The 20,400-nt window shown below is 51.3% G+C and carries 19 protein-coding genes; 7 read left to right on the forward strand and 12 right to left on the reverse strand.

Annotated features, from left to right (window positions below; all coding sequences use genetic code 11):
* Nucleotides 1-91: 91 nt before the first annotated feature.
* Entirely contained in the window at nucleotides 92-286 is a 195-nt protein-coding gene (locus NP589_RS04145) for a hypothetical protein (RefSeq protein ID WP_256605842.1), read from the reverse strand.
* A 95-nt stretch (nucleotides 287-381) separates the two neighbouring features.
* Between NP589_RS04145 and NP589_RS04150 the strand changes: the two genes are divergently transcribed.
* The 4 genes from NP589_RS04150 to NP589_RS04165 are packed head-to-tail and all read left to right on the forward strand — an operon-like array spanning nucleotide 382 to nucleotide 2,639.
* Nucleotides 382-1,671, forward strand: a complete 1,290-nt coding sequence (locus NP589_RS04150; RefSeq protein ID WP_256605843.1) for a hypothetical protein — start codon at nucleotides 382-384, stop codon at nucleotides 1,669-1,671.
* Between the two features lie 32 nt (nucleotides 1,672-1,703).
* Nucleotides 1,704-1,919, forward strand: coding sequence for a DUF2905 domain-containing protein (locus NP589_RS04155; RefSeq protein WP_256605844.1), 216 nt, complete (start codon nucleotides 1,704-1,706; stop codon nucleotides 1,917-1,919).
* Nucleotides 1,920-1,944: 25 nt separating this feature from the next.
* A complete protein-coding gene (locus NP589_RS04160; RefSeq protein ID WP_256605845.1) occupies nucleotides 1,945-2,448 on the forward strand; it encodes a YqiA/YcfP family alpha/beta fold hydrolase in 504 nt (167 codons plus the stop codon).
* Nucleotides 2,449-2,465: 17 nt separating this feature from the next.
* On the forward strand, nucleotides 2,466-2,639 hold the full coding sequence (locus NP589_RS04165) for a rubredoxin (RefSeq protein ID WP_192375392.1): 174 nt from the start codon (nucleotides 2,466-2,468) through the stop codon (nucleotides 2,637-2,639).
* Between the two features lie 14 nt (nucleotides 2,640-2,653).
* On the opposite strand, the gene NP589_RS04170 is transcribed toward NP589_RS04165, so the two are convergent.
* The 5 genes from NP589_RS04170 to NP589_RS04190 form a co-directional block, all read right to left on the reverse strand.
* Nucleotides 2,654-3,013: a hypothetical protein gene (locus tag NP589_RS04170; RefSeq protein ID WP_256605846.1), complete on the reverse strand. Its 360-nt coding sequence runs from the start codon at nucleotides 3,011-3,013 to the stop codon at nucleotides 2,654-2,656.
* A 124-nt stretch (nucleotides 3,014-3,137) separates the two neighbouring features.
* Nucleotides 3,138-5,030 carry an acyltransferase family protein gene (locus NP589_RS04175; RefSeq protein WP_256605847.1) on the reverse strand — a complete coding sequence of 631 codons (1,893 nt, stop codon included), beginning with the start codon at nucleotides 5,028-5,030 and terminating at the stop codon, nucleotides 3,138-3,140.
* Between the two features lie 93 nt (nucleotides 5,031-5,123).
* Nucleotides 5,124-6,089, reverse strand: coding sequence for a protease modulator HflC (gene hflC / locus NP589_RS04180; RefSeq protein ID WP_256605848.1), 966 nt, complete (start codon nucleotides 6,087-6,089; stop codon nucleotides 5,124-5,126).
* Nucleotides 6,086-7,063 (reverse strand): FtsH protease activity modulator HflK, encoded by a 978-nt coding sequence (gene hflK / locus NP589_RS04185; RefSeq protein ID WP_256605849.1) that lies wholly within the window; start codon nucleotides 7,061-7,063, stop codon nucleotides 6,086-6,088. The genes hflC and hflK overlap by 4 nt, the downstream gene beginning before the upstream one ends.
* 149 nt (nucleotides 7,064-7,212) lie before the next feature.
* Complete coding sequence (locus NP589_RS04190; RefSeq protein ID WP_256605850.1) at nucleotides 7,213-10,476, reverse strand: bifunctional diguanylate cyclase/phosphodiesterase; 3,264 nt, start codon at nucleotides 10,474-10,476, stop codon at nucleotides 7,213-7,215.
* 314 nt (nucleotides 10,477-10,790) lie between these two features.
* Here NP589_RS04190 and NP589_RS04195 point away from each other — a divergent pair, with 314 nt between their 5' ends.
* Complete coding sequence (locus NP589_RS04195; RefSeq protein ID WP_256605851.1) at nucleotides 10,791-11,339, forward strand: peroxiredoxin; 549 nt, start codon at nucleotides 10,791-10,793, stop codon at nucleotides 11,337-11,339.
* A 72-nt stretch (nucleotides 11,340-11,411) separates the two neighbouring features.
* Here NP589_RS04195 and corA read toward each other — a convergent pair whose 3' ends face one another.
* On the reverse strand, nucleotides 11,412-12,401 hold the full coding sequence (gene corA, locus NP589_RS04200) for a magnesium/cobalt transporter CorA (protein ID WP_256605852.1): 990 nt from the start codon (nucleotides 12,399-12,401) through the stop codon (nucleotides 11,412-11,414).
* A 198-nt stretch (nucleotides 12,402-12,599) separates the two neighbouring features.
* Between corA and NP589_RS04205 the strand changes: the two genes are divergently transcribed.
* Nucleotides 12,600-15,308: a cation-translocating P-type ATPase gene (locus NP589_RS04205; protein ID WP_256605853.1), complete on the forward strand. Its 2,709-nt coding sequence runs from the start codon at nucleotides 12,600-12,602 to the stop codon at nucleotides 15,306-15,308.
* Between the two features lie 397 nt (nucleotides 15,309-15,705).
* Here the strand turns inward: NP589_RS04205 and NP589_RS04210 are convergent, their stop codons facing one another.
* Together NP589_RS04210 and NP589_RS04215 are read right to left on the reverse strand one after the other, a co-directional pair.
* On the reverse strand, nucleotides 15,706-16,503 hold the full coding sequence (locus NP589_RS04210) for a flagellin (protein WP_256605854.1): 798 nt from the start codon (nucleotides 16,501-16,503) through the stop codon (nucleotides 15,706-15,708).
* Between the two features lie 66 nt (nucleotides 16,504-16,569).
* Complete coding sequence (locus tag NP589_RS04215) at nucleotides 16,570-16,959, reverse strand: hypothetical protein (protein ID WP_256605855.1); 390 nt, start codon at nucleotides 16,957-16,959, stop codon at nucleotides 16,570-16,572.
* 316 nt (nucleotides 16,960-17,275) lie between these two features.
* Between NP589_RS04215 and NP589_RS04220 the strand changes: the two genes are divergently transcribed.
* Nucleotides 17,276-17,566: a hypothetical protein gene (locus NP589_RS04220; RefSeq protein WP_256605856.1), complete on the forward strand. Its 291-nt coding sequence runs from the start codon at nucleotides 17,276-17,278 to the stop codon at nucleotides 17,564-17,566.
* Nucleotides 17,567-18,093: 527 nt separating this feature from the next.
* Here NP589_RS04220 and NP589_RS04225 read toward each other — a convergent pair.
* The 3 genes from NP589_RS04225 to scpB form a co-directional block, all read right to left on the reverse strand.
* The gene (locus NP589_RS04225; RefSeq protein WP_256605857.1) at nucleotides 18,094-18,708 is read right to left on the reverse strand and encodes a YecA family protein; all 615 of its coding nucleotides are present in this window, start codon (nucleotides 18,706-18,708) and stop codon (nucleotides 18,094-18,096) included.
* 88 nt (nucleotides 18,709-18,796) lie between these two features.
* On the reverse strand, nucleotides 18,797-19,519 hold the full coding sequence (rluB, locus tag NP589_RS04230; protein ID WP_082880001.1) for a 23S rRNA pseudouridine(2605) synthase RluB: 723 nt from the start codon (nucleotides 19,517-19,519) through the stop codon (nucleotides 18,797-18,799).
* 25 nt (nucleotides 19,520-19,544) lie between these two features.
* A partial coding sequence (scpB, locus tag NP589_RS04235) for an SMC-Scp complex subunit ScpB (RefSeq protein ID WP_371929640.1) occupies nucleotides 19,545-20,400 on the reverse strand: 856 nt, incomplete at its 5' end.

Genomic DNA, 20,400 nt, shown 5'->3' on the forward strand with positions numbered 1-20,400 from the left:
AATTCGGACAAAGGTTGTCATATTGACAAAATACGCGCTCAAGTTCTAGCTGCACCGGATAAAAAGCGCTTAATCCCGTTAAGTTAAGTGATCATTGCTGCGCCCTATATAAATTCGCCGTAATTTCTGCAAAAGCGATACCACCATCATAAAAATACCGTGCAGGCCCTGGTTTAACAAGTTTGTATCCAGCTGTTCGGAAAATTCCAATCAGCATATCGGCTAACCGATAACAAACAAGCTTAACCGCCTGTTTGTAAATTATTTTTGCCGATCTTGCAGACATCTGTATAAGAATTTACCGATTTGTGGGCAAGCGTATCGCGCTAGAATAGCGGGCGTAAATCCTGTTTGACCCATAATCCACGCCTATCGTTTTTCATGCATCCCCATCCAGAACCCGAGCAAACACCTAACGCCAAACAGCTAAATAGCGATTGCCGCTGCTCGTCTTTAAATCGCAAAGCGCTGCGCAGCGAACTGAATAGGCTGGACGGAAACGACGATTTGTATCGGCTGATCGCGGAGGAGCGGCCGAATTTGTTCGCGGAGTCGGCGGTGTTCATCGATCAAGCTTGCCTGGACCAACAACTGGAGATCATCGCCGCACTGGAACGGGTGATTGCACTGCCGGCGTATCAACAACAGGTACTTAAATACGCACCGGACGCGGCGCGGTTTTTAACCAAAGCCCACGGCGTATTTCTAGGCTACGACTTTCATCTGAGCACTGACGGCCCGAAACTGATCGAAATCAATTCCAATGCCGGCGGCGCAATGATTAACGCGTTATTGATTCGGGCGCAAAACAGCTGTTGCGAAACCGCCGGTAATCAGCAGCCCGGCAAACTCAAGTTGCCTAGGCAAGATACTCAGCGGGCTGAAACGCTATTCATGGAGATGTTTTACCGGGAATGGCGATCAGAGCGCGATGCGGAGCCGCTGCGCAGCATCGCCATCGTCGACGATGACCCGCAACAGCAATACATGTGGCCTGAATTTCTGTTGTTTAAACACCTGTTCGAACACCATAAAATCCAAACCGTAATCTGCGATCCGCAGGCCTTAAACTATCACGATGGCGGACTCTGGCACGGCGATCTGCAAATCGATCTGGTTTATAACCGCTTGACCGACTTTGGCTTGGAATCGCTGGAATGCCGGACTTTACGCGAAGCCTATCTTGCCGGTGCGGTAGTGCTGACACCGCACCCCAGAAATCATGCGCTATATGCCGATAAAAGGAATCTGGTCTGGCTGGGCAACGACGACTTTCTGCGAGCAATCGGCGTCGATGCGCATACCCGAACCCTATTGCAAGAGGGCATCGCTCACACTGTGCTGGTCGATGCGCAACATGCCGAGTGGTTTTGGGCCGAGCGCAAACAGCTATTTTTCAAACCAGCCAGAGGCTACGGCAGCAAGGCGGCGTATCGGGGCGACAAACTGACCCGGCGCGTTTTCGAGGATATTCTGCAACACGATTATGTGGCACAGACCCTCGTAAAACCCAGCGAACGGCATCTCGATGCCGGCGAGTTAAAACTGGATCTACGCCATTATGTCTATCAAGGCCAAACTCAATTGGTCTGCGCCCGCCTTTACCAAGGCCAAACCACCAATTTCCGCACGCCGGGCGGCGGTTTCGCGCAAGTGGTAGTGGTTCCCTAACACTTCTGGAATTAACGTTATAGAGAAAAGCAATGGAACCCAGCAAAGCGCTAATCATTATCGGCTCGGCCATCCTGGTGATAGGCCTGGTTTTGCACTATGTCCCGTGGCTGGTCAATTGGTTCGGGAAACTACCGGGGGATATCAAGATTCAGAGTAAAAGCAGCTTCGTGTTTATACCGATTACGTCGATGATTGTGGTCAGCGTACTAATCACATTATTGGCCAATTTATTTTTCAGAAAATAATCTTTCCGACAGCGAGAAAAAGATCATGAGCAAACTGGTGATATACAGTCACGGCAAGGACAGCATTCCCTGGGGCGAAAAGCCCTCGGCATTGGCGGAGGTCACCAAACGCCTAGGTTTTGAATTCATTAGTCCGGATTATCAAGCCAGCAATGATCCGGACTGGCGGGTACAACAGCTACTAGCGCAGAATGTGTCTGGATACGAAACGCTGGTGTTGGTGGGCTCCAGCATGGGTGCTTATGTCTCGACCGTCGCGGCGGAAATCATCAAGCCGAAGGGGTTGTTTTTGATCGCGCCGGCCTTCTATTTACCGGGATATGCGCGGACCGAGTTCCAACCGACGACAGCCAATATCGAGGTGTTTCATGGCTGGCGAGACGATGTGGTACCGCCGGAAAACGCCTGGCGCTTCTGCCGCGAACATCGCGCGCGTCTGCATATGTTGGACGCCGACCACCGCTTATTGAGCATATTGCCAATGATGGTAACGGCTTTTGAACGATTTCTCGGCGATTGCGCCGCTTAGCAGCAAGGGAGAATCCGATGAGTGATTACAAAAAATACCACTGCATGGAATGCGAACATATCTACGACGAAGCCAAGGGCGACCCGGACAGCGGCATCGCGCCCGGCACCCGCTGGGAGGACATCCCCGACGACTGGGATTGTCCGATTTGCGGCGCGCCGAAAAGTTTTTTCAAATTACTGGAATATTGACCTACCCGACATCCTCAGTACATGCCGTTACCCAACAAAGCCCCGGCGGCGGCGCCAATGCCGGCGGCTATCGGGTCGCCACCGCCCAAGTGATAACCCATCGCACTGCCGACCATACCGCCCAACAAACCTTGCGACGAGCGTTGATCGTAGCCGTAATATGTCGGCGGTGGAGGTGGCGGCGCGTAATACTGGGGAGCCGGCACATACTCGACGACCGGAGCGGGTTGATAATAAATCACTTCTTCCCGATACATGGGCCGATAATGCCCGTGATGATGGTGACCATGATGGTGTCCCCAATGCTCATGGTCGGCCCATGCAGCCGACGACACCAATAAACCAAACACGATGACTGTTGTTCTTTTTAACATCGCAAACCTCCTGTTAGACAATTATTTGCTTGCGATAAAGTTTGGCGATTACAGCTTAATTTTTGCTTAATAGCCGGGAAGTCGAATTGTGCCCCTTGTGTTGATTACATCATTCTATCTAGTGCTATAGACCGGACAAAGGATTGCCGTTGATTTTTAGATATTTTTCGCCCAAAAGAAACGACCCCAGTCTATTTAGATGAGCTTGATCACTGTAAATGAACGTGCCGTCGATTTGTACATCGCACTCCCCGTCTCTACATAGCACATCGTTAGGATTAATAAGAATAATATCCGGGTATTTTTCTTTTAAATCCGCAACGATTTTAGTCGGCTGATCTTTTATTTTAAAATCAACTAAGGTTTTAGTCCGCATCAATTGCGCTACCGATTGATTATATATTCGTGCACCGCCGAAAAAATTCGGCTTCCATAATACAATTACTTTGACTTTATTATTAAGATAATATTCGATAGTACGATTTATATCGTCTTCGCTGTGCCCCAAATAAGGAAAACCATTTGCCCAGCTCGCACTCAAAATCACAAACCGATAGTTTCCTGCCTCTTTAATTCTTAGCTCGTTCTGTTCCAATTTATCGGGAGTTCTAGTCTCCAGCGCATCCTCCCGAGGATAATCGAATTGTCCGAAAAAAGGCGGTAGACCGGATAAGTGAGAGCCATAAATAAACAAGCGTGCATCGACGGCTAACACATTGACAAAATCAAGATAAGCGCCGGCCATTGAATCGCCGATAAACAAACCATCCAACTTTTCTTTTTTAACGCCAAGATAACTACCCGACAACTTACCCAAGTTAGCTTTCTCAAGATCGGGCAGGACTTTATTGCTCGGGTTGAACAAGTTCTCAAACCTTTCTTTAAAGCCATCCTTGCCTTGCACATATTGATAGCCAAAAACCGACATGACAAGAGGAATTAACAACCAAATAACGAATGATTTTTCAAAAGAAAAAATTAATTTAGTTCTAAATGGTTTTTCTATAAAAAAATAACTTAACACTGCCATAATAACCGACGCACCAATCGCAAACGAAGCTACCGGCTTAGTTAACTCTATACCTTGATAATTAATCAGCGCCAAAATTGGCCAGTGCCATAAATACAGGGCATAGGATATTAATCCGATTGCCACCACGGGCTTGATCGCCAATATCCTGTTTACAATTCCAGCCTGTTCTTGATGTTTGCCGGACGCAATCAATAACGCCGCGCCCAAACAAGGCCATAAGGCGTTCACACCGGGAAATACCCGGGACTTATTTAAGAGCAGACTGGTGCCGATTATCATGCTCAAGCCCACCAAGGAAAGCAGATTGTTTTGTCGTGCATTTAATCTTGGAAAGTCATCCCAAGCCAATGCCAAGCCGGCGCCCAGCATTAATTCATACGCACGCGTGGGCAAGAAATAATAGGCGGCACTGGCTTTATTCACAGCGGCCCAATCCGCAATGCCAAATGCGGCAAAAAAACCTAATATAAATAATACCCAGGTTGTAGTACGCGAGAAAAACCGGCTCATAGCCAGTAAAAAAACCGGCCACACAAAGTAAAACTGCTCTTCGACAGACAAAGACCAAGTGTGCAGCAAAGGTAACTCATCGACGTTTTTAGAGAAATAACTACCGGTATTTAACCAAAAATACACATTACTCAACGATAGCAATGTATATCTCAAACTATTACCGTAAGCAATAAAGTCACCAGGCACCAAGTAATAGAAACAAAATACGCTAGTGACTACTAGCACAAATAAGAGAGCGGGTAATAAACGCCGGATGCGCCGTAGATAAAATTTTTTGAAACTAAATTCACCGGATCGAATTTCCCTATCCAATATCAACGTAATCAAAAAACCGGATAAGACAAAAAAAACATCGACCCCTATAAAACCACCTTTTATCGTTGTAAACCCAGCATGGTAAAAAACAACCAGCAACACAGCAACTGCTCGCAGCCCATCTATATCGGGACGATAAACAAAATTTTTTGACATTTATAAAAAATATTTCAGTGGAATTATTAAAAGATAAACTGCTTAAAAACTTAAGATCTAAGGAATCACGGCAACGACATTATTTTCAGCCTATCAACGATTCTTTTGCTCCACCCGCTTCAACAAACCAAATAAATCGCTGTTGGTGGACAACACAATGGTGGCGTCGCCGTCTATCACTTTTCGATAGGTTTCCATGCTCTTCAAGAACTTGTAAAACTCGGCGGACTCGGATTTTTGTCCATAGGCTTTGGCATAAATTTCGGTGGCCTTGGCATCCGCTTCACCCTGGATTTCTTGCACACGTTTGTAGGCGGTGGATTCGATTTCGTTGAGATCCCGGTCCCGATTACCGTTAATCCTGGCCGCTTCGCCCTCGCCTTCCGAACGAAAACGCTGGGCAATTTGCAAGCGTTCGCTGATCATCCGCTGATGGATCCGTTCCAACACCTGATGGTTATAATTGATGCGCTTGAAGCGTACATCCAGCAACTCGATACCAAATTCAGCCAATTTTGGGGCTGCGGCATCGAACACATCTTTTTCGATGGCCGCCCGGCCCACCCGGATTGGCCGCAATACGCCGATGGTGCCCTCGCCGGTTAATGGCCCCAAACTTTCATCCTGTAAAGGTTTACGATCCTTATCCGAGCGCACCACTTCAATCAATTCGTGACGAGCGATTGCTGTGCGGGTTTCGCTGCCCAAAATATCTTCCAAGCGCGATTGCGCGCTGCGTTCGTCGCGCAAGCGCAAGTAATATTGCATCGGCTGGGTTATGCGCCAGCGCGCGAAGGTGTCGACCTGTACGTAAGTCTTGTCTTTGGTGGACATCTCCACCATCGGCCCATCCCAGGCCAGATAGCGCTTATCGAAGCTATTGATCTGCTGGGTAAATGGGACCTTGAAATGCAAACCGGGACTGGTAATCGGCTCGCCGACCGGTTTGCCGAATTGGGTGATGATGACTTGCTCGGTTTGATCGACGGTAAACACCGATTGCAGCAGCAAAAACGCCGAGACGACAAGTAACAACCAGGTTCTTATGGATAAACTCATTTCACCACTCCCGCAGTTTGCCCTGGAAACGGCAGCATCGGCAAGATTTGCTGCACAGTATCGTCGACGATAATCTGCTGGCGGGCTTGCGGTAATACCTCGCCCATCGTTTCCAGATAAATCCGCGCACGCGTCACGTCCGGCGCTTTCAGGTATTGTTCCAACACCTGATTGAAAGCGGTCACATCCCCTTCCGCTTCGTTAATCCGCTTGAAGCGATAACCCTCGGCAGCGCGAATTTTCTGGTCCGCTTCGCCACGCGCGCGCGGCACTGCTTTGTTGTACTCGCCATTCGCCAGGTTGATGACATTCTCTCGGTCTTGCTGAGCACGATTCACTTCATTAAACGAGGACTGTACCGGTTCCGGCGGATTGACGTTTTTCAGCTGTACTTGATTGATCGACACCCCTAACTGGTAGCGCTCCGCGAGTAAGCGGGCACGTGCTAAAACTGTATCCTCAATCTCCTGCCGACCGATGGTAATAATTTCATCAACGGTGCGATCACCCACCACTTCCCGCATCACCGCCTCGGAAATATCCCGCAAGGTCACCCCGGGATCGCGGACCACAAATAGATATTTTTCCGGATCGGTGATCCGGTATTGCACGATCCACTCCACCAGCGCCGAGTTCAGATCGCCGGTCACCATGGTTTTTTCCAACGCCGGCTCTTCGCCGGTTTGATCCGGGTTGGTAAAGCCTGGGGTAGCAAAGCCAAACTCCAGCTTCTGCTGACGCTGAGTCGGCACGGTAACCACGCTGTCCACCCCAAACGGCAGTTTAAAATGCAAGCCGGACGGCACTTTTTCGATGTACTCGCCAAAGCGCAACACAATGCCTTCAGACTCGGCGGGGATGGTGTAAAACGACATGGTCGCGCCTACCAGCACGGTGACGACAATCAGTATCGCCAATGGCGAAATCGGCAGCGAATCGGGCAGGTTTTTAAAAATAGGATTGACGTCGTTCAAGGACTGGCTCCGGTTAAGTCGGCGAAAAACCAAGATGAGTGGAATCACAAATCACAAGCGCCGCATTCGTTAAGCAAGCATGCACGCAGTGGACTGTTTCGTCAATTTGTCCGCTGCGCTTAACTCGGCCGCAAGCCCGGAAATATCCTTCAAGACGCATTAGTCGAATCGACGAGGCTTTGCCGCAAAAACAGCTCAAATTGGTCGCTGGGCATCGGCTTACCGAATAAATAGCCTTGAATCTCCTGGCAGCCCTGTTCGCGCAGAAACTCCCGCTGCTCGACCGTTTCCACACCTTCGGCTATGGTCCGCAAACCCAGGCTGCCGGCCAGACTGATCACCGCACTGACGATGGCTTTATCCTCCGAATCGGTACTGATGTCGCGAACAAAAGATTGGTCGATCTTCAATTTGTATACTTTAAATTTCTTCAGATAACTTAACGACGAATAACCGGTGCCAAAATCGTCGATAGACATGCGCACCCCGCGTTGATGCAAATTATTCATCACCGCCACCGCCGCTTCGGGGTTTTGCATCGACACCCCTTCGGTCAATTCCAACTCCAAATACTCGGGCGGCAAACCTTCTTCTTCCAGTATGCGTGACACCAACTCCGGCAAGGCCGGATGACTAAATTGAGCCGCAGATAGATTAACCGCCATGATTAAAGGCCCCAGCCCCTGCTCCAGGCAGGTTTTTGCTTGCCGCACCGCAGTTTGCAACACCCATTCGCCTATTGGCAGTATCAGCCCGCTGTCTTCCGCTACCGGAATAAATTCGGCCGGCGAAACCATGCCAAACTCGGGATGCCGCCAGCGTAACAAGGCTTCCGCACCGATCACGCGTCCACTCTGAATATCCGCCTGCGGTTGATAATAGACATGCAGTTGTTGGCGATCCAAGGCATGGCATAAGGCATTGACGAGTTGCAGATTGCGCTGGGCGCGAGCTTGCATTTCCGGCGTAAAAAAGCGGTAACCGTGCCGGCCATCGGTTTTGACGCGGTACATCGCGACATCGGCACTTTTGGACAGGCTTTCCAAATCCTCGCCATCATCCGGATACAAGGCTATGCCAATCGATGCGCTCATCGTCAAATCGAAGTCCTCAATCCGGTAAGGTTCGGCTATCGCATCAAGCAGTTTCTGGGCAACATTCGCCGCCCCATCGGCATCGGTGCCCGGTAACAGGAAAATAAATTCGTCGCCGCCCAAACGCGTCACGGTATCTTCCTCGCGCAGCACCGCACAGAGCCGATTGGCTAATTCCACCAACAGCGCGTCGCCGACGCTATGCCCCAAGGTATCGTTAACATTTTTGAAATGATCGAGATCAAGAAACATTAGCGCTAAGTGGCCGTTACTCCGTTTGGCCAAACTCAATGCATACTTCAAGTGATCGTCCAATTGACTGCGATTCGGCAAGCCGGTGAGCGAATCGTAATTGGCCAAGTAATAAATGTGTTCCTCCGCCTGCTTGCGTTCGATAGCCAGGGCTACGAAATGCGCCACCATTTCCAGCAAGCGCAATTCATGTTTGTTAGGAACAGCGGGATGGCGATGATAGATCGCAAACGTGCCCAGCACTTTTTTGCCGGCAGAGAGTACGGGTTCCGACCAGCATGCCGCCAAGCCCGCTCGTTCGGCCAGCGGCAGAAAAGGCTGCCAATATGGATGCTCGGCAAGATTTTCAGCGATAGTTCTTTGCCCGGTGTATGCGGTATTGCCGCACGATCCAAGCCCGGCGCCTATTTTTAGACCATCGATCGCCTGATTGTAAAAATCCGGGAGACTAGGCGCGGCGCCTATCCGTAAACGCTGCTCCTCATCTACGAGTAAAATGGAACAAAGACTGCCTACCAGCAAGGTTTCAAGTTCTGTAACCACATCCTGCAAAATATCCATCAGTTGCACGTTACCGTTGAGTCGTTCAAGCATAAACACCCGCAAACTTTCCATCTGCTGAGCTTGCCGGCGTTCGGCCTCACGCTCGAAGCCGCCGATGGCATGATCGATGTCCATGGCCATTTCCAACAACAGATTACGCGCGGCATCGTCAAACACATTTATTTCATCGCCGTACAACATAAACGCGCCAGCGGGCTTACCATTTCGATGCAAAGGTAAGGCAGCTGAAGCCTGCCAATTGAATTTCGCACCACGCGCGTGCCAGGCTATGGTGGCCGGGTCGTGTTGAAAATCAGGGCACCAGTATGGCCGGTCTTCCCTCACCGCTGTCCCGGTTGGTCCGCGTCCGGCCGGCAGATTTTCGTCTATCGTTATGTCAATCCCATCCAGATATTCAATGCCGCTGCCGTAACAGGCAACCGGCTTAATCGATTGACTGGTTTCGTCCAGCATACCGATCCAGGCCATTTTCATGCCGCCAAAGACCACCGCGTCGCGGCAGATTTGCGGGAACAATTCGGCTTCGCTGGTACAGCGAACGATGGCTTGATTACATTGACTTAACGCAGCATACAATTGTGTCAGTCGCAGATTTTTTGCCTCGGCACTGCGGCGAGCGGCTTCAACAGTTGCCAAACTTGACTGCGTTTCCGCCAGCCAGCCCAACACGCTATTGCGCATGCCCTCGCCAACCGAAATATTTTCGGAGAAATCACCGCTACCCAAACGGACTATCTGATCGTGCAATTCATCGACCGAAGCGCCCAATATCGCATGTAAAGTCCGATAGGCTCGCCAGAGCATCATTATTAACATTACCCCGAACAGCACGAACACCAACCGTAACCAAAAGGCAATACGCGCTCTGACAATGACGCTCTGTTGAGTGCGACTGTCCATCAAGTCGAAGGCTGCAATGATGGACTGCATGACTTTCGCTTTGGCCTGATGGTAAGCCGCATTGTGCAGCATTAGATTGGCCTGATGCCGGATCGCATCGGTCAGTAACTGATTCGCATCAATCATGTTCATCGCCGCGCGCTCTATTTGAATGAGCGCAGCGGAATCGGCGGTGGCTTCGGCCATTTTCGCCATTTCTTGCTCGGAAAACCCGGCTCGTCGCATCAACTCCAGCAAGGCAACTGCTTGACCGCTGGATGGCGGCGCAGCATGACCATTGGCAATCGCCAAGTCCCAATACATATCGTGATAATTTTCGGGCCTGGGCAATTTGCCGTCGCGAATGTCGATAATGTCTTGAAAATAGTGTTTGAAGATGGGATCGCCGGTGGCGACATAACTGCGCGCCACATGGGAGAGATCGTTGGAAGATTGCCGAAACTCGTCGGCCAGTAAATGTGACTCTAAGCGGATTTCGTTGGCGCGATCAATTTGCTTCTCCGCGCGCACGTAAATCGCGAATGCGATTGCGAAAATCACAAACACGGCCAGGTTCAGCCACAAAATTCGAGAAAACCGGGAAAAGTAATACGGACGCGTCATTTTGCTTATTCCGTTATTCGACTCCAAAATAGACACTAGCCTGTAAAAAAACTTAGATGCAACCGGCCAAAAACCACGAGCAATATAAGTGATATTTTAGGTAAACCATACCACTAAAGTTTTCCGGCCTTCGGTCCGGACATCCAAACCCTTGGAATTATCTGTTCAAAATGGATGTCGGGCAAATCCAAGCGAATCACCATGAATGTCTGTATCACCATTGTGTAACCGGCTTTTTGCGGAATACTGCGACGCTAATAAATACAAAAACATTCGGCACTTCATCATCGCATACCGCTTAAGGGAGATCATGTATGCCAAAATTCACTCTTACGTTCAGACTCTTGGTCTTCATGCTGTTCGCCTTGCTGACGTTTTCGCAGACGGCAAACGCGGCCCCTTTACAAGTCGGTCAATCGGCACCGTTATTTCAATTGCAAGCGCACGATGGCGACCCGATAAGTTTAGCTGCTCGGCGCGGTAAAGGTTGGACGGTATTATATTTTTATCCCAAAGCCGGCACACCCGGCTGTACCACGCAAGCCTGCGCTTTTCGCGACGCCATCAAACTGATCCGCGAGCAAAATGCCGAGGTTTACGGGATTAGCACCGATGACGTTAAGAATCTGTTGGCGTTTCATCAGCAACATAAACTCACATTCTCGCTGTTGTCCGATCAGGATGCCAAGGTCAGCGAAGCCTACGGCGTAAAAATGCCGATATTGAATATGGCCAAACGCTGGACCTTTATAGTCGATCCCAATTTAACCATACGGCGTATCGATGACGATGTAGATCCCGCATTGGATGCCAAACGCGTCGCGGAAATGCTGAAGCAGTTGCAGGCGGGATCAGCTCTTTAATAATTCTAGATTCCCGCTTTTGCGGGAATCACGGCCACAGGTAATTTAAGGGCTGGGTTAACAACAGACCGGTCACAACCACCCGGACCGCTTCAAACGTAAATACAAGGCCAGGCTGCACAGGACCACGCTGCCAACGACTAAGGGGTAGCTGTACACCCAATCCAGCTCCGGCATGTGCCGGAAGTTCATACCGTACAAACTGAATACCATGGTCGGTATCGCCAAAATCGCCCCCCAGCCGGCCAGACGTTTGACTACTTCATTTTGGCGCACGGTTTCGAAGGTCAAATGCACTTGCATCGCCGCCAGCAGCATCTCGCGCATGCCATGGATAGCCTGATCGACGCGTTTGATATGATCGGCAATGTCGCGAAAATACACTCTGACATCCTTGTGTATCAGGCCGCCATGAAAGCGCATCAATTCGTTGCAAATGTCTATCACCGGATTGATAGCGCCTTCCAACAGCAATAACTCGCGCTTTAATTCGTATAGGTCTTCCATGGTTTGCCGGCTGGGCCGATATTGAAATATCGCCGATTCCAACACATCGAAGCGGTCTTGCAAGCCTGCAATCGCCACCATGTAATTATCGACGATGAAATCCATAATCGAGTACAAGGCAAAGCCCGGTCCCTTGCTGAGTTGGTGCGGCATGGCCTGACAGCGCTCGCGCACCTTGCTCAGACTCTGCGATGCTCCGTGGCGTACGGTGACCACAAAACGCGGCCCCATAAAAATATGGGTCTCGCCGAATTCCACTTTTTTCTCGATCAATTCCGCAGTATGCAGCACGATAAACAGCGAATCGCCATATTCCTCGATCTTCGGCCGTTGGTGCGCGGCACAGGCATCTTCGATCGCCAATTCGTGCAAGCCGAATTCCAACTGAATTTTTCTCAAAATCTCGGTGTTAGCCTCGCGCAAGCCCAGCCAAATAAAGGTGTCGTCTTTGAGTAAAACTTCGCTAATGTCTTCTATGGTGACGTCGCCAATGCCCACGCCTTTATGGTAGGCCACGCAGCGCATTACCATGTTTTTATCAATTGTTTCAGTCAAAAATATCTCCGTCTTGCTGGTTGGCGACCGGTTAAATCAAGTGGGCGGATTATAGCCCGCAACTCGACTACATCGCTCAATCGCGCATGCGTAGAGAACCCCGTCGTCCGTAATTTCCGGAAAAATTAAGCCTAGCCTTCGCCGAGTCCATTCAATGGGTTTACACTGCAAACCCCGGCTTTTCGTTCTTCCGCAATCATGAAAATCCATCATCTCACCCCCGCAGAAGCCCTGGACAGTTTAGGCTCCAGCATGGACGGCCTGGCCGATGCCGCTATTGAAGGCCGCCTGCATGAGTTCGGTTTTAACCGTATCGAAGAAAGCCAAAAGACCTCCGCACTACTAGCGTTTGTCCAAGAATTCCTGCACTTTTTTGCCTTGATTTTATGGCTGGCGGCAGGATTGGCATTTTTCGCCGAATCTCAGCAACCCGGCGAAGGTATGGCGACCTTGGGTTATGCCGTGCTCGGTGTGATTGCAATCAATGGCTGTTTCTCCTTCTGGCAGCGGCATCAGGCCGAACAGGCGATTGCAGCCTTGCAAAAGTTGCTGCCGCATCAAGTCAAAGTGATCCGCGACGGCGAGCTGAGTTTGGTATTTGCCGACGAACTGGTGCCTGGCGATTTGCTGGTATTGCAGGAAGGCGATAACGTGCCGGCCGACTGCCGATTGCTAGAAGCGTTTAACCTACGTGTCAATAACGCCACCATCACCGGCGAATCGCTGCCCAAGGGCCGCGACGCACAAGCATCGGACATTGAGGACATTAGTCAAAGCCGGAATATTCTACTGGCCGGCACCTCGGTGGTGTCCGGCGAAGGCAAGGCGCTGGTGTTTGCTACCGGTATGCATACCGAGTTCGGCAAAATCGCCCACACCCTAAAAACCACCGTGAAAAACCAGTCGCCTTTGCAATTGCAAATCAGCCGGCTGAGCCGATTTGTGGCTTTGCTGGCCCTGCTGTTGGGCGTGGTGTTTTTCGGTATAGGCCAAATCATCGGCCTGACGTTTTGGGAAAACTTTATGTTTGCGATCGGCATCATCGTCGCCAACGTCCCGGAAGGCCTGCTACCCACAGTCACGCTGTCGCTGGCGATGGCGACCCAGCGCATGGCCAAGCGCAATGCGCTGATCCGCAATCTGCCGTCGGTGGAAACCTTGGGTTCCACAACAGTCATTTGCACCGACAAGACCGGTACGCTAACGCAAAACCGTATGGCGGTTAAGCAACTGTTTCTTGACAACAATTACTGGCAACCCGAGCAATTGGGCAGCGATAGCCTGCAACATCACAGCGCTTTTCTGGCGAATGCCGCTTTATCTCATAACCTGAAGCGGGTAGAAGGCAAGAATTTACTGGGCGACCCGATGGAAGTGGCACTGGTGTCCATGGCGTACGAGCAAGGTATGCGCGTCGATTACCCGAAAATTGGCGAAGTGCCGTTCGATACCGACCGCAAGCGCATGTCCACCATCCACAACACGCCATCAGGCAAGATGTTGTTTTGCAAAGGCGCGTTGGAGATGGTGCTGCCGCTGTGCCAGCACATTTTGATTCGCGACAAAATAGAAACGCTAGACGACGCCGGCCGTCAACAGCTGTTGAATGCGCTAAAAACCATGGCAGACCAGGGTTTACGCGTGTTGGCCTTTGCCTATCGGCCGTTATCGGACTCAGTCGAAGGCCAGCCGGAACAAGCCTTGATTTTCAGCGGCCTGGTAGGTTTGGAAGACCCAGCCCGTCCGGAAGTGGCGGATGCCATTGCCCAATGCCATATCGCCGGTATTAAAGTCATCATGATCACCGGCGACCACCCGCATACCGCCGTGGCGATTGCCCGGCAGATCAAACTGGTGCAATCCGACAATCCCAAGGTGATTACCGGCGACAGACTGAAAAAACTCACGCCCAGCCAGTTGCAGGTAGCATTGGATGCGCCGGAAATCATTTTCGCCAGGGTCGGCGCCGACCAGAAAATGCACATCGTCGATGCCTTGCAACGCAAGAAGCATGTGGTCGCGGTGACCGGCGACGGCGTCAACGATGCACCTGCCTTGAAAAAAGCCGACATTGGCATCGCCATGGGCATCGCCGGCACCGACGTGGCCAAGGAAGCGGCCGACATGATTTTGCTGGACGACAACTTCGCCAGCATCGTCGCCGCCATTGAGGAAGGCCGCGCGGTGTTCGACAACATCCGTAAATTCCTCACCTATATCCTCAGCTCCAATATTCCGGAACTGATTCCTTACCTGGCCTTTGTGTTATTCAAAATTCCGCTGCCGCTGACCATCATCCAGATTCTGGCGGTGGATTTGGGCACTGACATGCTGCCGGCTCTGGGCCTGGGCGTGGAAAAACCTGATGCATCAGCAATGAACAAACCCCCGCGCTCTTACAAGGAAACCTTGATCGACTGGCGCTTGTTGGCCAGAGCTTACGGCTTTCTCGGGCTGCTGGAAGCCGTCGCGGCGATGGCCGCCTTTTTCTTCGTGTTGCATCGCGGCGGCTGGGACTATGGCGATATATTGTCCCGCCATAACCCGCTCTACCTGCAAGCCACTACCGCCTGCCTGACCGCCATCATCATGATGCAGATCGTCAATGTCTTTATCTGCAAACAGCGGCAACGCGGCCTGTTAGCCACATCGTTCCTGGACAATAAACTAATCCTGTCCGGCATTGTTCTGGAAATTGCGTTGATTCTGGCGATTGTCTACACGCCATGGGGCAACGAGCTGCTCGGCACCGCGCCGATAGACACCACTGTTTGGCTGTTTACCTTGCCGTTCGTGCTCGGCATGTTGCTGCTGGAAGAATTCAGAAAATGGCTGGTGCGGCGCTTTGCCCTTTTCCCAATCCGAATAAAACCGCTCAAGTTGCGTAAGCGATTGCTGAAAAGCTAAACCCAAATGGTGTTTTATGATTCGCAGCCAGCGTGGCGCTCATTTATTGATCTTCGTCGGTCCGGTGAAAACGGGAACCCCGGAAAATTCAAAGTGTTGGATTGCCAATTTCGCGGCGACGACGATTTAATCAGCATTTCCCTAATTCTACCTTGTCAGAATGCAACAAGAGCATCGTCATTCCGGCACGGATTGCCGGAATCCAGGCCCCATGGACGGATTTGAGCCTACCATCCCTGATACTAGATGTCCGCTCCCGGCGGACATGACGGCCTAGGGCAAATCTGACAAAGTAGAACTAAGCGTGCCGAATACGTAACTGCCTTTTAAATCTCATGCATTCGGTTCTGGCGGAGATATCCAGCAAATCAAAAACCGGCGCTCCGCCCGGCCTTAGTTAGACGCCCGTTAACAGCGCCGATGCCGCTTTTTGATTGTCTTGATATAGCTTAAGCGCATAGTTAGCCACCTGGTTTTGCACTTTTGCCTTGTTCAAGTCGGCAGCCGTTTGCGCGTAGTCGGTATCTTGAATTCGGCTGCGAGTTTCGGCCAGATTCTGGTAGCTGCTGTTCAGATTGGCTAGGTTTGAATTCAAGCCCGCAGCGGTGCTCGCCAAAGTACTCTGCTCATTCCCGACATTGTTAATCGCGCTGTCTATCGTATCCAGCGCATTGGCCGCATTCGTCGCGCTGGATACATCCAATCCCGACACACCCAAAGCGGCGCTGGATACATTCCCCAAGCTTAAGCCGAGCGTATCTCCGGCATTGGGGCCGATTTGCAATTGGCCGGAGAAACTGCCGTCCAACAGTTTTTGATCGTTGAACTGGGTGTTGCCGGCAATCCCATCGATGCTTTTGCCCAATCCGTTTATCTCGTCCTGAATACTTTGCCTATCAGAGGCCGACAAAGAGCCATTACCGGCTTGCACCGTCAATTCGCGGATGCGTTGCAGATTGTCGGTTACCTGAGTTAACGCGCTACCGGCTGTTTCCGTGAGCGACAGACCGTTGCTGATATTGCCGATTGCTTGATTTTGACCACCCAAGCGGCTGCTTATCGCGTCGGCAATTGCCAGCCCAGCCGGATTGTCGGCGGCCGAATTGACCCGCTTCGCGGAACTAAGGCGCTGGATGTTGGTTTGGAGCAGACTTTGGGATTTATCCAGGTTGGTACTATTGATTGACGACAACATGATGTCACCTCGCTTACAATTTTTTGACTAACTCATACGGCTTATCTGTCCCAGAAGATAAACAGGCTAAGCAACGATGTCTATAGTGGTCCCCACGGCCTTATTGTCATCGGTCGCGGACGATGTGCTTATACCCGCCACTACTTGCGAATAGGTAGACGGTCTTACCTCGGCGTTCTGAATGGTGTTAGTTAACTGTGTGCCCGCTTCTTGAAAAGCGTTGGACAGATTCAATCTCAAGTGTGCGGCATCGGAGTTGACCTGTGCTTTACTGGCTTGAGAATCGAGATCCTGAGCTTTGGCTGCGTATTGGTCGGCCTGCGCTTGCACGGCATCCGCCTGCTTTCGCAACGCTTGCGCCATTTGCTCGGCCTGATCCGCATTTCTCTTGGCCGTCAGCGCGCTCAACTGTTGAAAGCCGGATTGATTAACACTGGATACAGATAGGGAAGACATAGCAATCTAAACTCCCTTAATACACCGCAGGCCTGCGGCAGGCTTCGGAATGAACATGCGGGCTCACCCCTGCTAGGCACCGTATTACTCCCGGTTGGAGAAAATGTCAAACGCTATTTTTTAAGTGCGAAACGCACGCCGCCCGGCAAAAAAACCTCAGTCCGATAACACCAGCGATTGCCGAAAATCTTCACCAACATTCGCTACCCCCACCCGCTGACAAGTCCGTCGAAACTCACTAAAATGCTGGCAATTTTCTACTTAGCCGCCGGTAAATCCGGGTAAGACTAATCCACCATAAACGCCCGCAATCCATATGAATCACGAAGTTGTTGCCGCCAGGGTAGAACATATCGCCATGGCGACGGGCATCATCGCCGGCCTATCCGCTGTCGCGGCAACCATTGCCACACCGACGGGCCTTACGGCTTTTGGCGTCTGGTTGGGATTGGTGGACGAACCGCTGATCGTAACCGTGGCGCCTATCATGGATAAATTAGCAACAGTCTGCGGCACCATTTCCGGCATGACTTACTTCTATGCTGTCAGAAAAAAACGGCGAACGGCAAAGCAATCGGCGCCAGATAGTTCCGGGCCCTCCGAGTAAATTGCCGAACAATCTGCTGACAATTGTAACGATTGCAGATGCGGAATACATTTTAAGCTCACCGCCATAGCGTTACGTATCTTTAAAACCCCACTTTCCTCTCTAGCCGCCCATGTCGAAATAACCGGCGCCCTGGTTTTTTCCGGGTTTTTTGTTCGAAATCAGATGCCCTTGACGCTGGAAGGCGTTCAAGCTGGGTTTCCGCTATCGCTTCTACCCAGCCTACGCAATATAAATTTGGGGACGGTTTTATCCCGTATGCCGCGCCGAGTACCGGAGCTTTTGATAGGAATAGCCCGGAGGGGCAGGAAGCCCCTTTCGGCAACCCCTAGCAAAAGCGAGGAACGCAGGGAAGAAGCGGCATCCGGGCCGCTTTTTCTTTGGATACTTTCTTTTGGCGGCGCAAAAGAAAGTATCTCGCCCGCCGGTGCGAGAACCGGCATTTAATTAAGCTTCGCGGTAGCGAATCATTGTTTATGCAACCAGAAATTCAACGTGGGCACAAAATACGCGCTAACCCTATGAAACTAGGCTCCACAACAACGCTTGTATTTCTTTCCGCTACCACAAGTACATTTTGAGTTTTTCGATATTTTTGGCGTGCTTCTGCGATAAGGCTGGGAATTCAAAACTCCTTGCTTCGAACTTTGTAACTCCCTATTTTCTTGCAAAAGATGTTCAATAAATTTCTTCTCAATCTTATCGCTATCGGCTTTAAAGTATGTCGTTTGAATTGCAATCGCGAGTGTCACAAAGGCTATAAGTATTTGAATCCATTGCTGTGTCACACCTACTGTAGGAGCGGTCTCCATCACTCCGGCGACCTGTGGAGCAATCGCTCGAACTTGGTTCAGTACCTCATCCCTTGTCAGGGGTTGATTACGAAAACTCCTCAGTAAGGCTTCTATTTTTCGCAAAGCTGTCAATGACTCTTGGGGACCAGTTAAAAACTGTACGACATTATTAGAATAGGTATAAACCCCATCCGGTATTTGCCCCCAACTACCGCAACTGGGACATGAACCTGAGCGACACCCCGTCATCTCAATTTTTGCTACAGTCCCAGATCCACCGATGATATTTGTAACAGGGAAAATTGCACCACATGATGCATTCTCACAAAAGGCAACAAATGTACTCAAGGTTCCTCCTTTGGATATAGGCAATCAGCCTTGATATTAGATGAGTACATGAATTATGCGCTCATAAGAATTTTCAAATCTTAAACTGTCACAACCCCACAAACTCCATCAACCCCTGCAATTCCTTAGCCTCAAGCTCATAAAACGAATGCGCCCTAACCCGCTCCGGCAAGCCGACATCGCCATAACGAACCCGAATCAAGCGGCTGACTTTGACGCCTTGCGATTCCCATAAACGCCGCACCAAACGATTACGCCCCTGCTTCACGGTGGCGTAAAACCATTTGTTGGCACCTTCGCCAGCGTAAAAGCTGACGTCTTCGAAATGCGCCGGGCCGTCCTCCAGTTCCACGCCTTGTTTCAGGCGGGCCAGCATCGCGTCGTCGACTTCTCCCAATATCCGCACCGCGTATTCGCGTTCCACTTCCCGCGAAGGGTGCATCAAGCGGTTGGCCAGTTCGCCGTTATTGGTGACTAAAATCAAGCCGGAAGTATTGATGTCCAGGCGACCGACCGCGATCCAGCGGCCGACTTGCAAGCGCGGCAATTGGGTAAAGATTACCGGGCGGCCTTCCGGGTCGCGGCGGGTGACCAGTTCGCCGACCGGCTTGTGGTACACCAATACGCGGGTCGGTTGCTCGGCGTATTTTTCCCATTTGACAACCCTGCCATTGATTTGCAAATGATCGTCAGGCTTTAAGTGATAGCCCGGTTGCACCGGATTGCCGTTGACGGTGAGTTTGCCTTCTTCTATCCAGCGCTCGATTTCCCGGCGCGAACCCACACCGGCCCGAGCCAGCAGTTTCTGGATGCGCTCGCCGCCGGCGGGCGCGGCTTTAGTGGAGGGTGAGGTTTTCGGCGCCGAGGCCGGCTTCGGTTTGGGCGTCGAACTCGGTTTCCGAGCCTGCGGTTTCTGAGTCCGTTTGTCCTGCGGGGCTGACGGGTTGTTCGATCTCGGCGGTTTGCGGTCTTTCACTGTGGTCCTGCTCGGGTTGCGGTTGAGGCGAGTTGCCGAAATCGAAATTGACGATTTCTTCCAGCGTCGGTAATTCGCTCAATGAGGTTAAATTGAAATAATCCAGAAATTGTTTGGTGGTGCCGAACAAAGCCGGCCGGCCCGGGACTTCCTTATGGGCGATGACGCGAATCCACTCGCGCTCCAATAGGGTTTGAATGATGGAACTGCTGACGCTGACGCCGCGAATATCCTCGATTTCGCCGCGCGTCACCGGCTGACGGTAGGCGATGATGGCCAGGGTTTCGAGCAGCGCCCGCGAATAACGAGCGGGTTTTTCCTCGAACAAGCGGGTGACGTAAGGCGACAGACCTTCGCGCACCTGAAACCGGTAACCGCTGGCCAATTGCCGCAAACCAATGGGCCGATCGGCATAGTCACGGGCAATGTCGTCCAAGGCCATTTGCACCGACAAGGTATCGGGTTTTTCCAGTTCCGGAAAGGTTTCCTGAATCTGCCGGATCGTCATGGGTCGGTTGGCGGCAAATAAAATAGCTTCCACAATGCGCTTGGTGTTCATGTCGCACTCTTTAGTTCTTTCGGGCAGTAAGCGATGGCGTTCGACCACGATGGGTTCGTAAGTGCTGGCGCGAATAATCTCGGACCAGCGCTGCGGCAAACGGGTTGCGCGCCTAGCCTCGCTAACGGCCGCAGCCTCCGGCGCAGCCTGCTGCCGG

This window comes from Methylomonas rosea, assembly GCF_024505055.1.
Classification (GTDB): domain Bacteria; phylum Pseudomonadota; class Gammaproteobacteria; order Methylococcales; family Methylomonadaceae; genus Methylomonas; species Methylomonas rosea.